Origin of the sequence: Arthrobacter sp. Cr_A7, from assembly GCF_029222765.1 — a bacterium.
Lineage (GTDB): Bacteria > Actinomycetota > Actinomycetes > Actinomycetales > Micrococcaceae > Arthrobacter.
This window is the reverse complement of record NZ_JARHXQ010000094.1, coordinates 16,998-31,407: the sequence shown is the minus strand read 5'-3', so window position 1 is coordinate 31,407 and position 14,410 is coordinate 16,998. Positions and strand designations below refer to the sequence as shown.

The 14,410-nt window shown below is 64.6% G+C and carries 13 protein-coding genes; 6 read left to right on the top strand and 7 right to left on the bottom strand.

Annotation, left to right across the window (positions count from 1 at the left end):
* Positions 1 to 81: 81 nt before the first annotated feature.
* Both P2Q66_RS05995 and bioB read right to left on the bottom strand, forming a co-directional pair.
* Positions 82 to 327, bottom strand: a complete 246-nt coding sequence (locus tag P2Q66_RS05995; RefSeq protein WP_275726328.1) for a hypothetical protein — start codon at positions 325 to 327, stop codon at positions 82 to 84.
* The gene (bioB, locus tag P2Q66_RS05990; RefSeq protein ID WP_275726327.1) at positions 324 to 1,343 is read right to left on the bottom strand and encodes a biotin synthase BioB; all 1,020 of its coding nucleotides are present in this window, start codon (positions 1,341 to 1,343) and stop codon (positions 324 to 326) included. Before bioB ends, P2Q66_RS05995 begins: the two co-directional genes overlap by 4 nt.
* A 207-nt stretch (positions 1,344 to 1,550) precedes the next feature.
* Here bioB and P2Q66_RS05985 point away from each other — a divergent pair, with 207 nt between their 5' ends.
* The 4 genes from P2Q66_RS05985 (at position 1,551) to P2Q66_RS05970 (ending at position 6,278) form a co-directional block, all read left to right on the top strand.
* Positions 1,551 to 3,278 carry a hypothetical protein gene (locus P2Q66_RS05985; protein ID WP_275726326.1) on the top strand — a complete coding sequence of 576 codons (1,728 nt, stop codon included), beginning with the start codon at positions 1,551 to 1,553 and terminating at the stop codon, positions 3,276 to 3,278.
* 410 nt (positions 3,279 to 3,688) lie between these two features.
* Positions 3,689 to 4,153, top strand: coding sequence for a DUF6318 family protein (locus P2Q66_RS05980; RefSeq protein WP_176156875.1), 465 nt, complete (start codon positions 3,689 to 3,691; stop codon positions 4,151 to 4,153).
* A gap of 209 nt (positions 4,154 to 4,362) precedes the next feature.
* A complete protein-coding gene (locus P2Q66_RS05975) occupies positions 4,363 to 5,103 on the top strand; it encodes a hypothetical protein (RefSeq protein ID WP_275726325.1) in 741 nt (246 codons plus the stop codon).
* A gap of 104 nt (positions 5,104 to 5,207) precedes the next feature.
* Entirely contained in the window at positions 5,208 to 6,278 is a 1,071-nt protein-coding gene (locus P2Q66_RS05970) for an alkene reductase (RefSeq protein WP_275726324.1), read from the top strand.
* Between the two features lie 229 nt (positions 6,279 to 6,507).
* On the opposite strand, the gene P2Q66_RS05965 is transcribed toward P2Q66_RS05970, so the two are convergent.
* Positions 6,508 to 6,804 carry a hypothetical protein gene (locus P2Q66_RS05965; protein WP_275726322.1) on the bottom strand — a complete coding sequence of 99 codons (297 nt, stop codon included), beginning with the start codon at positions 6,802 to 6,804 and terminating at the stop codon, positions 6,508 to 6,510.
* Between the two features lie 176 nt (positions 6,805 to 6,980).
* Between P2Q66_RS05965 and P2Q66_RS05960 the strand changes: the two genes are divergently transcribed.
* Entirely contained in the window at positions 6,981 to 9,503 is a 2,523-nt protein-coding gene (locus tag P2Q66_RS05960; protein ID WP_275726320.1) for a Tex-like N-terminal domain-containing protein, read from the top strand.
* A 77-nt stretch (positions 9,504 to 9,580) separates the two neighbouring features.
* On the opposite strand, the gene P2Q66_RS05955 is transcribed toward P2Q66_RS05960, so the two are convergent.
* Positions 9,581 to 10,378 carry a ZIP family metal transporter gene (locus P2Q66_RS05955; RefSeq protein ID WP_079597768.1) on the bottom strand — a complete coding sequence of 266 codons (798 nt, stop codon included), beginning with the start codon at positions 10,376 to 10,378 and terminating at the stop codon, positions 9,581 to 9,583.
* Positions 10,379 to 10,479: 101 nt separating this feature from the next.
* Between P2Q66_RS05955 and P2Q66_RS05950 the strand changes: the two genes are divergently transcribed.
* Complete coding sequence (locus tag P2Q66_RS05950) at positions 10,480 to 10,800, top strand: hypothetical protein (protein ID WP_079597767.1); 321 nt, start codon at positions 10,480 to 10,482, stop codon at positions 10,798 to 10,800.
* On the opposite strand, the gene P2Q66_RS05945 is transcribed toward P2Q66_RS05950, so the two are convergent.
* The 3 genes from P2Q66_RS05945 to P2Q66_RS05935 all read right to left on the bottom strand — a co-directional run bounded on the left by P2Q66_RS05945 (position 10,797) and on the right by P2Q66_RS05935 (position 14,330).
* Positions 10,797 to 11,570, bottom strand: a complete 774-nt coding sequence (locus P2Q66_RS05945) for a DUF2071 domain-containing protein (RefSeq protein WP_275726316.1) — start codon at positions 11,568 to 11,570, stop codon at positions 10,797 to 10,799. The genes P2Q66_RS05950 and P2Q66_RS05945 overlap by 4 nt on opposite strands.
* 108 nt (positions 11,571 to 11,678) lie before the next feature.
* Positions 11,679 to 13,817, bottom strand: coding sequence for a DUF222 domain-containing protein (locus P2Q66_RS05940; RefSeq protein ID WP_275726315.1), 2,139 nt, complete (start codon positions 13,815 to 13,817; stop codon positions 11,679 to 11,681).
* 108 nt (positions 13,818 to 13,925) lie between these two features.
* Positions 13,926 to 14,330 (bottom strand): DUF1622 domain-containing protein, encoded by a 405-nt coding sequence (locus P2Q66_RS05935; RefSeq protein ID WP_275726313.1) that lies wholly within the window; start codon positions 14,328 to 14,330, stop codon positions 13,926 to 13,928.
* Positions 14,331 to 14,410 lie beyond the last annotated feature (80 nt).

Here is a 14,410-nt window from a genome sequence, read left to right as displayed (position 1 = left end):
TGCCAGAGGGTGTTGGATGCCGGGTGCTGGATGGACTGGTGCTTCTTCCGGGCGTGCCTTCACCGCTGCTGGGTGGGCCCGTCAGGAGGTGGTGGCTCCATGCCGGGAGCACTGCGCCCACCAGCCCGACGGGGAGACCTGCACCTTCAGCCGCCTTCCGCAGCACACGCAGAAGCGTGGAGGTTCCAAGTGCAGCCGCGCCGCGCACTCCAGGTGGAGGTCCGACGGCGGTGCGCCCACGCCGTCGTACGCTTGCCTATTGAGGATCCCGCCGCAGAGGCCGCAATGCTGTGCTTCGGGGTCCAGCGCTTGAGGGGCGGTGCTCATAAGGTCTTCTGGAGTTCCTTGATGGGCATGTTGAGGTCCACCAGGAGGTTGAGGTCTGCGGTGGCAGGGCGGCCGAGGGTGGTGAGGTAGTTGCCCACGATGACGGCGTTGATGCCGCCCAGGAGTCCTTCGCGCGTGCCCAAATCGCCGAGGGTCAGCTCGCGGCCACCGGCGTAGCGCAGGACCGTGCGGGGCATGGCCAGCCGGAAGGCGGCGATGGCGCGGAGGGCGTCCTTGCCGTCCATGATTTCCTGGTTTTCGAGCGGGGTTCCGGGGCGGGGGTTGAGGAAGTTCAGTGGAACCTCGTGCGGTTCCAGGGCCGCGAGCTGGGCGGCCAGCTCGGCCCGCTGTTCGAGGGTCTCGCCCATGCCGATCAGGGCTCCGCAGCACAGCTCCATGCCGGCGTCCTTGACCATGGCGCAGGTTTCCAGCCGTTCCTCGTAGGTGTGGGTGGTGACCACCTGGGGGAAGTAGCTGCGCGCGGTTTCGAGGTTGTGGTTGTAGCGGTGGACGCCCCAGCTGGCGAGTTGGTCCACCTGCCGCTGCGTGAGCATGCCCAGGGAGCACGCGATGTTGATATCTACTTCCTCGTTGATGCGGTCGATGGCGAACTTGATTTGGTTCATGAGTTTGATGTCGGGACCTCGGACGGCGGCAACGATGCAGAACTCGGTGGCTCCCGTGGCGGCAGTTTCCTTGGCCGCCTTCACCAGTTCGGGAATGTCCAGCCAGACGCCGCGGACAGGGCTGTCGAAGACACCGGACTGGCTGCAGAAGTGGCAGTCCTCGGGGCAGCCCCCGGTTTTGATGGAGATGATGCCTTCCACCTCGACGTCCTCACCGCAGTGGCGGAGGCGGACCTGGTGGGCCAGCTCCAGCGCAGCCGGGAGGGCCACGTCCGGGAGGCGGAGGATGTCCACCAGCTGGGACTCGGAGAGCCCGATGCCCTCTTCGAATACCTGCCGGCGTGCTGTCTCGAGGATCGGGTGGTCCAGGAGTTGCGGGTGCGTCGTCATTGCTGGTCCTTTTCGCTGAAGTTCTCTTCCTGACGGTAGTTCCGCGGTCCGTGGCCGTTTTTGTGGAATGGCCACAACCCCTGGTTGATGGTTTTGTTGACAGGAGCAGTCAACACTTAACGCCGTGGAAACAGTTCCGTGACCGGTCTGTCTTTCCGGCTGGATAGCGTCGCAGCAGACCAATCAGAGACGAAAGCGACGCACACAATGACCAATGACACAGACACGACGCAACTGCTGGAGCCGGCTTCACCGCCTGGTGCGGCCGTCGTCGGCAGCGCTTCGGCAACAACGACGGCGGGCAACGCCGCGGCACTCAACGCCACCAAGGAGAGCCTGGAGGACTACACGCTCCGGTTCGCTCCCCGCTCCTACCGGAAATGGAGCGCGGGCGTGGTGGCAACCAGTGCTTTGGGCGGGATCGCGTACCTGGCCGACTTCTCCATCGGGGCGAACATCGGGATTGCGTACGGGACGGTCAACGCGATCTTCGGGATCCTGGTGGCAGCGGTGATCATCTTTGCCACCGGATTTCCGCTCGCATACTACGCGGCGCGCTACAACATCGACCTCGACCTGATCACGCGCGGCTCGGGCTTTGGCTACTACGGCTCGGTGGTCACCAACGTCATCTTCGCCACCTTCACGTTCATCTTCTTCGCGCTGGAGGGCTCCATCATGGCCCAGGGGCTGGAAGTTGGCCTGGGGGTTCCGCAGTGGCTGGGGTACGCCGCCTCCACCGTGATCATCATCCCGCTCGTCATTTACGGCATGAACACGCTGGCCAAGCTCCAGGTGTGGACTACTCCGTTGTGGTTGCTCCTGATGGTGGTGCCCGTGGGCTACCTGCTGCTGTCCCATCCCGAGAGTATTAACACGTTCTTTGCCTACACGGGGGAATCGGGCGACGGCGGTCCCAACCTTGCGTCGGTGATGCTTGCCGCGGGTGTGTGCCTGTCCCTCATGGCGCAGATCGCCGAGCAGATTGATTATCTTCGCTTCATGCCGCCGCGCACGGACGCCAACCGGGGTGCCTGGTGGCGCGCGGTAATCCTGGCCGGGCCGGGCTGGGTGATCTTCGGTGCCATCAAGCAGATCGTCGGCCTGTTCATTGCCATCTACCTGATCGCGACGCTGGATCCTGCTGCGTCTGCCACCGCCAACGAGCCGGTGCACCAGTTCCTTGGCGTCTACCGGGAGATGATGCCCGCGTGGCTGGCCATGACGCTCGCGGTGGTGCTGGTGGTCATTTCGCAGATCAAGATCAACGTCACCAACGCCTACTCCGGCTCGCTGGCGTGGACGAACAGCTTCACCCGGATCACCAAGACGTATCCGGGCCGCATGGTGTTCGTGGTGGTGAACCTGGCGATTGCGCTGGTGCTGATGGAAGCCAACATGTTCGACTTCCTCAACACCATCCTTGGCTTCTACGCGAACTGCGCCATGGCCTGGGTTGTCACTGTGGCGTCCGATATCGCCATCAACAAGTACCTCCTGAAAATCTCGCCCAAGGTGCCCGAATTCCGCCGGGGAATGCTCTACGCCGTGAACCCGGTGGGCTTCGTGTCCATGCTGGTGTCCGCGGGCATCTCGATCGCGGTGTTCTTCGGCGCGTTCGGTTCCGCAATCCAGCCGTATTCGCCGATCTTCGCGGTGGGGCTGGCTGTGGTTCTTCCGCCTCTGCTGGCTGTTGTGACTCAGGGGCGCTACTACCTGCGGCGTACCGACGACGGCATCGACCTGCCCATGTTCGACGCCGAAGGTAACCCCAGCGACGCCAAGCTCCTGTGCCACGTGACGGGCATTGAGTTTGAGCGTCCGGACATGGTGCGCTCTGCCCAGGACGGGCCCGACGGCGGCCCGCAGTATGTCTCGTCGCTCGCCTTGTCGACGGACAAGACGGGGGAGTTGGTGCTGCCGCCGCAGAAGTAGCTTCTTCTGGGCCCTTTTTTCGGGATATGGAAAGCCGGTACCTGTTTGGTGCCGGCTTTTCCTATGACTTTTCCTTGGGTTTGTCGGGTGGTAAAACCGGAAGCGGGTGCCTGTGGATAAGTTTGATCGGTGGATTGTGACGTGGGCTACCCTTAAGGCACTGTCCGGAGTAAGCCGTCTTGAAACTACTGGGGGAATAGCGGCCCATGACATCACTCAACGTCTTAATGTCCCGTGGCTTTATGTCCCGCGGCTTGCGGTCCGGAGCAGTTGTGTTTGCTGCTGCTACTTGCCTCGCGTTGGCGGGTTGCGCGGGCGGAGCACCTGCAGATCCCGGTACCTCGTCCCCAGCGCCTACAACTTCTGCCACCTCCGACCCAACTCCGTCCCCAACGCCCACGCCCAGCGCGGTGTACAAACCCGCCGACGCGTCCGGCCCCGCCCAAAACGTCCCCGTTCCAGTCCTGCCCGAGGTCGCTAAGACGGAGACGAAGGAGGGCGCTGAAGCATTTACTAAGTATTGGTTCTCGGTCCTGAGCTATGCATACGAGACGGGTGACACTGCTGCCCTATCGAAGCTGTCCAAAGCTGAATGCTCTTTTTGTCAGGGACTCATCAGCGATATTGAAGCTGCTTGGGCGGAGGGCAGATGGATTTCTGGCGGCCAAATAGAAATTCCGGTTGCAACCGCAAAGCCTTCAGCTGACGGTGATACGCAAGTGGTTCTTCAGGTGCTGCAGAAAGAACTCCTTATCCATAACCAAGACGGAAGCCCGTATCAAGAGAAGACAGCTGCAACGAATGCGGGAAGCGTTGCGATGGTGAATTTCGCCGGTGCAGAATGGGTGGTCAACGACCTAGGGCTGATCCGGTAAACATGCATTACATGGGCAAGGTCCTCGCAATCCTCGCCTGCTGCGTGGTGTTTTTGACGAGCTCTCTTTTGACTGCCTATGCGGAAGAGGCGTCAAAAGAGAGGCCACATATCGGTGGGGGTTTCGTTGACTCCGGGCTTCAAATGGGTGCTGATAACTGGGGAACTGACCCCGACACTGGCGAATTTGTTCGCATTGGACCAACCACTGTGAGCACCGACCCCAATGAGTACAAGTACGAACTTCAATGCCACCTTGGCGGGGGAGACTTTGATACTGAATGCCTTGGGCGCCAGGTGGAGTGCACTAACGGGCCGGACGGTGAAGAAGGCATTCCTGTCATTTGGTACTCGAAGCCGCGGGGTGTTCCCGGCGCAGTCTGGGCGATCCACTCTGGCCCAACCTGCCTCTATGACGCGCGGCCTGAGGACCTGCTGCCCCGAATCGCGGCCGATATCCAACGGGAGTTCCAGAACCTTCCAATCAGTGCCGGGACGGTCGTGGCGCAACCCAGCCCGCACACGCTGCGAGGTGCTGAGACGAACTTCTATGCCGAAGCCGTCGAGCAGCAGTTCGACATCACCATGTTCGGCCAGGCCGTGCATGTGGTGGCAACCCCGGTCCAATACACCTGGAACTACGGCGACGGCACAGTGTTCGGCCCCCAGCCCTCCATGGGTGGCCCGCTCCCGCAGGACCGGTGGGGTGAAGAGACGCGGACAAGCCACGCCTACGGTGAAACCGGCGACTTCCAAGTAGTACTGACTACGTCCTTCCAGGGAACGTACTCCGTCAATGCCGGCCCGCCCCTGCCCATTCCCGGCCAGGGACAGTTCAATGCTCCGCCGCAGACCGTCAGCGTCTGGCGTTCCCTGACCCGCAACTACGCTGACGACTGCAACGCCAACCCCCAAGGCCAGGGCTGCCCGGGAGTGGCAACACCGCCTTAGTCAGCCCCGTGACCCGGTGTGATTCCGGTCGCACCCGGAATAGTTGCACGCGCGCCCCAGTTGGCATGAACAGTACGAACTTCAGCCTTCGAAAGGAACTGCGCATGCTGTTTTCCCCTCTCACCCTCGGCGAACTTGAGCTTCCCAACCGCTTGGTCATGGCGCCCTTGACCCGGCTCCGCGCGGGTGAGGAAGGTGTCCCCGGCCCCCTCCTCGTCGAGCATTACCGCCAGCGCGCCTCCTTGGGGCTTATCGTCAGCGAAGGCACCTACCCCAGCCCGGCGGGCCGCTCCTACCCGGGCCAGCCCGGCATCGTCACCGAGGAACAGGTAGCGGGGTGGAAGAAGGTCACCGACGCCGTCCATGCAGAGGGCGGCCGGATGTTCGCGCAAATCATGCACGGCGGCCGGGTCTCGCACCCGGACATCACCGGCGGCCACCCGCTCGTGGCGCCGAGCGCCGTCGCCATCGAGGGTGAAGTCCGGACCCCCTCCGGAAAGCAGCCCTACCCAGTGCCGCACGCCCTCACCACCGACGAACTGCCCCTGCTGATCCAGGAAATCGTCAACGCCTCACTGAACGCCGTGGAAGCCGGCTTCGACGGCGTCGAGCTGCACTCGGCCAACGGCTATCTCCTGCATGAATTCCTGGCCCCCAACTCCAACGTCCGGACCGACAGCTACGGCGGCTCCCCGGAAAACCGGGCGCGCTTTGTCATCGAGACGGTCAACGCGGTGGTGGCCGCGCTGGGTGCGAACCGGGTGGGCATCCGGATCTCCCCGGAGCACAACGTCCAGGGCATCTCCGAGACCGACGCCGCCGACGTCCGCGCCACCTATGAAGTCCTGGTGGACAGCATCGCCCCGCTCAACCTTGCCTACTTGAGCATCCTGCACCACGAACCCACGGGTGAACTGGTCCAGGACCTCCGCGCCCGTTTCGGCGGCACGTTCCTGGTCAACACCGGGTTCGGTGTCATCACCACGCGTGAGGAAGCAGTCAACCTTGTCGCTGAGGGCCACGCCGACGCTGTGGTGGTGGGCCGTCCCGCCATCGCCAACCCGGATCTCGCCCGCCGCTGGAAGGAAAGCCTGCCGTTGAACCAGCCGGACCCGTCCACGTTCTACGCCGAGGGCGCCGAAGGCTACACGGACTACCCCGTCTACCAGGGCTAAGCAGCGCGAAATCGCAACAACGGCGGCACCCGGCTTTGGGTGCCGCCGTTGTTGGCTGCCGGTGTGCTGGGACCGGCAACAAGAGCCCAAGGCCATCCGACGACCTCCGGCTTTTATTCAATTTGGCCCGCCGGGCCCCTCTGGAAGCCGGCGGTGATCAGATGCTACTCCATCGAATGGACTTTTACTAGGCCTTAAGTGGGACAAGATTCAAGGGCGGAAATACTGGCTACAAAAGCGCCTCCCGGCCCGTCCCTTCTGTCATGACCAGCCTGCCGTCTTCGATCGACACGAGCACGCTTTTGGGCTTGCCGCTGACCTTCGTGATCGCCTTCAGGCCGCGGTTGGTCACCTCAACCCCCACGTGGGCGCCCTTCGCCGGCAGCTCCACGGAAACCTCGGACGCTATGCCGAGGATGGGGTTGGTTGAAACGCCGAGCTCCCGCCACGCCTGTTTACCGTTGACCGTCACGGTGACATTGGCTTCCTCGAACCCCTCCTGAAACACAACAAGCAGTTCGCGCATGGCGGCCTCTTCCCTGAGCAGTGGGTGCCTGTGACGGCACCTCCACTACAGCACTCTGCGGGCGGGAACGGAATACCCTTGCCCGGCACTATTCGGACTCCCTGCAACGGCTGCCAACGCGCCCCGCCGCGGAACCGGCAGTGGAGCCGGGCAGGCGGGTAGGGCAAGATGTTCTGGTGACTCAACTGCCGCAAGCGCCCTCTTCCGTTGCATCTGCTGGCTCAAAGCCGGACGACGCCATCTACGCCCAGATCGCTGAAGAGCTGGGCGTGAAGGCCTGGCAGGTGAAGGCGGCTGTCGAGCTGCTCGACGGCGGGTCGACAGTCCCGTTCATCGCCCGGTACCGCAAGGAAGCCACCGGGACGCTCGATGACACCCAGCTCCGTGAACTCGACGACCGCCTGCGCTACCTCCGCGAACTGGCGGACCGCCGTCGTGCCGTCCTCGACGCGATCGAAGCGCAAGGCCAACTCACCCCCGAGCTGAAGAAGGCGGTGCTCGCTGCGGACACGAAGTCGCGGCTCGAGGACATCTACCTGCCCTTCAAATCCAAGCGGCGGACCAAAGCGCAGATTGCGCGGGAAGCAGGCCTGGAACCCCTCGCCGATGCCCTGCTGAAGCGGCCGGACCTCGACCCCGATCGTGAAGCCGCGAAGTACCTGAACGCCGAACACGCCATTGGGGATGCCGCCGCAGCGCTCGCCGGTGCCCGCGCCATTTTGGTGGAGCGGGTGGCGCAGGACCCGGACCTCGCCGCCAACCTCCGCGAGCGGCTGTGGACGCAGGGCCGGATGGTGTCCCGCGTGAAGAAGGGCAAGGAAACAGAGGGCCAGAAGTTCGCCGACTACTTCGACTTCGCCCAGGCACCCGCCGGCATGCCGTCCCACCGGGTCCTCGCACTGCTGCGCGGGGAAAAGGATGGCGTTCTTGAGCTCGACCTCGCTGAGGCAGATCCGGCGGACGACGACGCCCTGGCCGCCGCCCGCTCACGGTACGAGTCCGCGGTGGCAAGGTGCCTCGGGGTCGCCGACCGCGGCCGTCCCGCCGATGCGTGGCTGATGCAGACCGCGCAGCTGGCCTGGCGGTCCCGGGTTCTGGCCAGGCTCACGGCCGACCTCCGCGGCAGGATGTTCACCGCCGCCGAGGACGAAGCCGTCCGGGTGTTCGCAGCCAACCTGCGCGACGTCCTGCTGGCCGCCCCTGCGGGTAACCGCGCCACGCTTGGTTTGGATCCGGGCCTGCGCACGGGCGTAAAGGTCGCGGTGGTGGACGGCACCGGCAAGGTTGTGGCCACCGATACGGTGTACCCGCACGCTCCGGCCCGGAAGTGGGACGAAGCATTGGCGACGCTGGAGCGGCTGGCGCGGCAGCACGCCGTCGAACTCGTGGCGATCGGCAACGGCACGGCTTCGCGGGAGACGGACAAGCTCGCAGCCGAGCTGATCAAGCGGCTGCCCAATGTGGACCGGAAGCCCCAGAAGCTTGTGGTGTCCGAAGCCGGAGCGTCCGTCTATTCCGCATCCGCGCTCGCAGCCGCCGAATTGCCGGGCATGGACGTTTCCCTGCGCGGCGCGGTGTCCATCGCCCGGCGCCTGCAGGATCCGCTCGCTGAACTGGTGAAGATCGACCCGAAGTCCATCGGCGTGGGCCAGTACCAGCATGACGTAACGGCATCGAAACTCGACCGTAGCCTGGACGCCGTGGTGGAGGACTGCGTGAACGCGGTGGGGGTGGACGTCAACACCGCCTCACCCGCGCTCCTGAGCCGGGTGGCCGGCGTCGGGCCCTTGCTGAGCGAAAACATCGTGGCCTACCGGAACCAGAACGGCCCGTTCGAGAAGCGCGCCGACCTCAAGAAGGTGCCGCGGCTGGGTGCCAAGGCGTTCGAGCAGTGTGCCGGCTTCCTGCGGATCACCGGGGGAGCGGAGCCGCTGGACGCTTCCAGCGTTCACCCGGAGGCTTACGCTGTGGCGCGCAAGATCCTCGTTGCGGCCGGCTCAGCGCCGGCTTCTTCACTGGATCCGCGGGACTTCGTGGATGACACGTTCGGCTTGCCTACGGTCACCGACATCCTCACCGAACTGGACAAGCCGGGACGCGACCCGCGCCCTGCCTTTGCCGCGGCGACGTTCTCTGAGGGCATCGAGAAGATTTCCGACCTCAAGCCCGGGATGGTGCTGGAGGGAACGGTCACCAACGTTGCGGCTTTCGGCGCGTTTGTGGACGTGGGCGTGCACCAGGATGGGCTGGTCCACGTCTCGGCCCTGGCCAACCGCTTCGTATCCGATCCCCGCGAGGTGGTGAAGTCCGGGCAGGTGGTCCGGGTGAAGGTTCTGGAGGCGGACCCAGAGCGTAAGAGGATTTCCCTGACGTTGAGGCTCGACGACGAACCTTCCTCGGGCGGACAGGGTTCCAGGGGAGGCAGTGCAGGAAGGGCCGGGTCCGGGCGGCCGGGTTCGGGACAACCTGGATCGGGAAGAGCAGGTTCCGGACAGCCAGGTGCCGGAAGGTCTGAGGGACGGCAGGCCGCGGAGCGTGGTGGAGCACAGAAGTCCGGTGGTTCCGGCCGGCAGGATCCGCAGCGGTCCGGCGGCCAGAAGCCGCCTAATCCCGCTGGGGGACGTGGCCAGTCGCCTAAGCCCGCACCCGTGAACACGGCAATGGCTGAGGCCCTTCGCAAGGCAGGCCTCGGTAAGTAGCGGCTTCTCGCCCGCGAGGTTATCCCTCCTGGTGGCGGCTTGCTGGGTGGGCGGTACTTGGTGCGTGGCGGGGCCGGTCAGGCCAGCGACAACACGAATGCGAGGACGAACCCTGCCGCGGTGCTGAGCGCGACGGCCGGGCCGCCGTGTTCGTAGGCCTCGGGCATCAGCGTGTCTGCCAGGGAAGCGATGACGGCGCCGGCAGCGAATGCCAACGGTATCGAGATGGCCTCCGGGTCCGTTCCTGACAGCGGCCCGGCGCCGACAACAACGGCGACGACCAGCAAGGCCGCACAGCCCAGCCAGAGAGCCAGGATACTGCCGGTTGAACGCCCTTGGCTTCGCATGGAAGCTGAGCCGACAAGGGCTTCCGGGAAGTTGGAGACAAAGATGGCCGCGAGCAGGGCCAACCCGCCGGTGCCCTCACCCAGGGCGATTCCCAGGGCAACGTTCTCAGGCACTCCGTCCAGGGTCACCGCGGCCAACAAAGCCAGCCCTGCCGCTCCCCGTGTTGAAGCAGAAGTGGGAGCTCTATCGGACGCGGCGGCATCGGTATCGAGTTTGGCGCTGCCTTGGAACTCGTCCGCAGGCGTGGCCTGCTCCTGCTTTCCGGGTTGCGCCCAACGGTCCAGCAAAGCGCTGAGGACCGTGAACACCACCGCGCCACCTATCAGCCCGATGGCTGCGCGGATGATCCCGCCACGTTCATAGGCATCTTCGAACAGTTCGAAGGCCAGTGCTGTGATCAGCGCCCCGGCGGCGAACGCCAGAAGCATGGCGAGGAGTCGCTTCGGAAGTTCAAACCGGACACCAATGAAGGCACCCAGAACCAATGCACTGGATGCTATGACGCCGAACCACAGCGACATCAACATGCGGTCAGTATAGGAGTGCTGCGCTGACGTGGGAATACGCAATCGGTACCGGCTGGGAGAGGTGACTTTCGATGATGGTGCGTTTCTGCAAAGGTGGGTTCATGACTTACTTCCTGGAGTACACCATTCCTGCCGCGTCCCCCGATGCCGAGTTTGAGTTTCCCCATGATGAGATCAACTCCGGCACCACGATCCCTTTGACCCAGACGGACGCCGAGGTGGTGCACACCCCCGAGCTTCCCGCGCGGACGGGCATCATCGGAGCCACCGCCCCTGAGGCAAAGCTTGAAGCGGAACAGCTGATCACCCACAGCCGCGCTTCCGAGGCATCGCTGTACTTCGACCCTTCCAACTCGTTGCAGCCCGGGGTAGGCACGCTTGTGGCGACCTTCAGCGAAGGACAAGGCTGGCGGGACGCCTAAGCCCCAGGCAGCTTGCCACGGTGTCTTACCAGCCGGGGCCGACCGAACCGGGTCCGCACTCCGGTTGAGTAGAGGACAGAATCCGGCGGGCCGCTCACACTGATGCCTGCCGACTGCACCAGGTCGTCCTGAAGGTCATGGAGTTGTGCCGCGTAAAGCGGCCACGGTTCATGAGTGTTCGGGATGTAGATTGTCCGGCCTCGGAATTTGCCGTGCATGCCGAACCTTGCAGTGAGGTGGATGGACAGCGGGTCATCGACCGGAGTCCCGAGGTCAGGAATGACGCTGAACGTGCTGTGTGCTCCCTGTCTGAATCGACTGACGGAGTAGCCGGTGATTCCCTCCGGCGCGCGCCCGGACGTGGGCTTCCGGTAGCTTATCCGCGACCAGACGTAGGGTATTTCGGCTGCCCGTGCTGCGAGGACTACGGGCAACCGGTTCGCGTCCAGGCTCAGGAAAACGACGCCGCGGGTTCCGTCCGGTTCCCTTGAGTAGAGGCGCACGTTGACCTCATTGAAGCTCCCAAGATAAGGAATTCCGGGGCCGCGGCCGATGCCCGCCTCCTTCATGCGGAAACCGATAAGGCCCACCCATGACGTTCCATCAAAGAGATCCGGCCGTACTCCTGCCGGCATAAAGCGGGCAGCCACCGGTTCGGGTATCCGCCAGTGCAGGAAAATGGCGTCAGTCCAGCGCTGGTCCATGACGGCGGGCGGGGGCAGTTCAGGAGGGGCAGGCCACAAGGCTGCTGCATCCACACGATCGGTCATGTGCAGGTTCCCTTCTTTGCGGCTCTTCACGGCTCTTTGCAGACCACCGCTCCGAACCCGTTTGCTCATGATCCCTTGGAACCGCTCGTCCAGCATGAAACACCCGCTTTATTCCCTGGGGTGGGGTGGTGGTGGGGGTTTGAAGTAGTGGTTTTGTTGGGGTTTTTGGGTGGGGTCGATGTGGGGTGGGGGGATGAATGTTGGGGTGCCGTGGGTGGTGGTGATGGTCCATTGTTCTTTGTGGATGAGGTGGTGGTGGTGTGTGCAGAGGAGGGCGCCGTTGGTGGTGGTGGTTGGTCCGCCGTGTGACCAGTAGGTGATGTGGTGGGCTTCGCACCAGGGTGCGGGGATGGTGCAGTTGGGGAAGGTGCAGCCTTGGTCGCGGGCGGTGAGGGCGAGGCGTTGGGCGGGGGTGAAGAGGCGTGTTTTGCGGCCGAGGTCGAGGATTTCGCCGTTGGTGCCCAGGAGGGCGGGGATGATGTCGGCGTCGCAGGCGATTTTGCGCAGGGTGGTGGCGGCGACGGGTCCGGTGAACACGAACGCCCCGGTCCCGGCCCGGATTTTACTTTCGGTGTCTGTCCCGTTTTTTGGGTCTGGGCCCTTGCAGGTGGCTGTGTTTGTGGTTGGCCAGGGGTTGTTGGTGGGGTTGGGGAGGTGGGGGAGGAGGTCTTGGTAGTTGATGGTCGCGATGATTTGGGGGCGGTTGCCGCCGGTGGTGGGTAGCAGGTTGGTGGTGAGGGCTGCTTTGACGGCGGAGACGAGCCCGTCGAGTTGTTGCTGGGCCCGGGTGCGCCGTTCCAGGTCCACGCTGGCCTCCCGCCCGGGGTTGGCGCGTTCGTCCGGGTCAGGGTCGGGGTTTGTGGTGCTGGTGTTGGGGGTGGCGGTGCGGGGGTTGGTGGCGGTGTTCATGACGGTGAGGAGGTGTTCGTATTGGTCGGTGGTGGCGAAGATTTCGACGCGGTGCAGGCCGTGGCGGGGTTTGCGGATGAACGCGCCTTGGGTGTGGCGGAGGGCTTCTTCGGTGGGTTCGGTGCCGTCGGCGTCGATGGTGTCGTTCCAGCGTTGGGCCAGGCGGGTGAGGAAGTCCGGGTCGGCGGTGATGGCGGTGGTGGTGAGGTGCTGTTCGATCCGGTCGAGGGTGTCGGGGGTGGTGTGGTGCTGGAGCCGGTCCAGGGTGGCGGTGATGATGGTCGCGGCGTGTGAGGAGAGCACCGGCGCCGCGATCATGCCCGGATCAGTGGTGGTGTGGGCGGGTTCGCCGGTGGTGGTGTTGGTGGGGGTGAGGGCTGTGGCGAGGTGTTCGCGTGCCGGCGGGAGGGGTTCACCGGTGAGGCTGGTGCCGGGCAGGGCCTGATGGGCGAGGGTGAGGCGGCGGCGGGCTTCGCGGAGGGGGATCCGGAGCCGGAGCCTGAGGAACTCGGCGGTGTTCCTGCACCCGTCATCGGCCGGCGACGTCACCACAGGCGCTGTCACCACCGACGAGGTCAGGCCGGGGCGGTCGATCCCGGCTGCGGGTGTGGACTGATCAGCCGCTGCGGCGCAGCTGGTGGTTGCGGGGTCGCCGGTGGGTGCGGGGCTGCTGGTGGGTGCGGGCCAGTTCGCGTCGGTCTCGTTAAGTGTCTCGACGCCGTTGGCGTCCCAGCCGGTTACCCAGCCCCGGCCCGGTCGCCCAAGTCGACCCGCCCTGGCCTGGCTGGTGCGGGCGGCGTCCGCGGCGGTGATGGCCTGGGTCCGGGTGCGGTGCACGGTGGAGGCGGCGAGCAGTTGCAGGTACTCCACGGTCCTTGAAAGGTCCTCGACCTGCCCGGCGAAATTGGCCGCTGAAACACAGTCGAACGTGGCCAGCTCGTCCTGCGCGGCAACAGCAGCCGCCACCAGCAGGGCTCCGATCCCGGCCAGGCCAACCGGATCTTCGACGATGGGTGCAGGGGTGGGATCGGGTGCAATCGGTGACCTGTCTGTCCCAGTGCCAGCGGATGCCGAAAAAGGGGCGGTTTTGGATTCAGTCGCAGCGCTGCCGCGATCAGTTTCGGATGCAGTCGGGCCGGCGCCGGGGCAGGGGCGTGGGCCAGAAACAGGAATGTCAGGCGCCGTCTGGGCCGGGATGGCGTGAAGGCGCCCGGGAAGCCTGAGCGGGGCGCCGGCGTCGTACCCGTCATGCCGGGAATCACCGCCAGGCCGGGGAGCCCGCGGGAGCGCGCCGGCGGGACTGCCGAACTCCGCAAACTGCTCCCCAATGGCCTCCATGGGACAACTCTGCCAGTGACCACTGACAAAACATCCCACCCGAAGCCGCTATGTGGAAAACCGGGAGGAGTGGAAAATTGGAAGCGGAAAAGACCCTGCTTACCCCGGTTATCCCGCCGTCGCTTCGGCAGAATCGCGGGAATCGCGTGAGTCGCGGGGCTCCTTCTGCCATGGCCACTTTCCGGTGATTTCAAGCTCAAGCGAAAAGCTGAGGAACGTCCGGATCAGCACAATAATCGCCAGAACTCCAACGCTTTCGAAGGTGGGCGTGACAGCGACGGTTCGGATGATGTCGGCGGCCACCAGCAGTTCAAGCCCCAACAGGATCGACCTGCCCAACAGCTGCCGGTACAGCCGGTAAAAGGTCAGCTTCTCGCCGCCGGCGCGCACCTTCCGCGGCTGGTACCCCCGGAAAGCAAGCGGAATGGACACCAGGGCACCGATCACCATGACAGCGACTCCGGCGAAATCAACAAACTCCCCGACGGTCTCGATGATGTGCCGAGAATCCATGGTTTTCCTGCCTCACATTTCGCTGAACCCTGACCAAACCACTGAGCAGTCAGCCTAAACGGTGGAACAGTCCCGGCGAT

Coding starts and splice junctions, on each gene's coding strand:
- P2Q66_RS05995 (WP_275726328.1), bottom strand. CDS start 327: ATGAGCACCGCCCCTCAAGCGCTGGACCCCGAAGCACAGCATTGCGGC.
- bioB (WP_275726327.1), bottom strand. CDS start 1,343: ATGACGACGCACCCGCAACTCCTGGACCACCCGATCCTCGAGACAGCA.
- P2Q66_RS05985 (WP_275726326.1), top strand. CDS start 1,551: ATGACCAATGACACAGACACGACGCAACTGCTGGAGCCGGCTTCACCG.
- P2Q66_RS05970 (WP_275726324.1), top strand. CDS start 5,208: ATGCTGTTTTCCCCTCTCACCCTCGGCGAACTTGAGCTTCCCAACCGC.
- P2Q66_RS05965 (WP_275726322.1), bottom strand. CDS start 6,804: ATGCGCGAACTGCTTGTTGTGTTTCAGGAGGGGTTCGAGGAAGCCAAT.
- P2Q66_RS05955 (WP_079597768.1), bottom strand. CDS start 10,378: ATGTTGATGTCGCTGTGGTTCGGCGTCATAGCATCCAGTGCATTGGTT.
- P2Q66_RS05950 (WP_079597767.1), top strand. CDS start 10,480: ATGACTTACTTCCTGGAGTACACCATTCCTGCCGCGTCCCCCGATGCC.
- P2Q66_RS05945 (WP_275726316.1), bottom strand. CDS start 11,570: ATGACCGATCGTGTGGATGCAGCAGCCTTGTGGCCTGCCCCTCCTGAA.
- P2Q66_RS05940 (WP_275726315.1), bottom strand. CDS start 13,817: ATGGAGGCCATTGGGGAGCAGTTTGCGGAGTTCGGCAGTCCCGCCGGC.
- P2Q66_RS05935 (WP_275726313.1), bottom strand. CDS start 14,330: ATGGATTCTCGGCACATCATCGAGACCGTCGGGGAGTTTGTTGATTTC.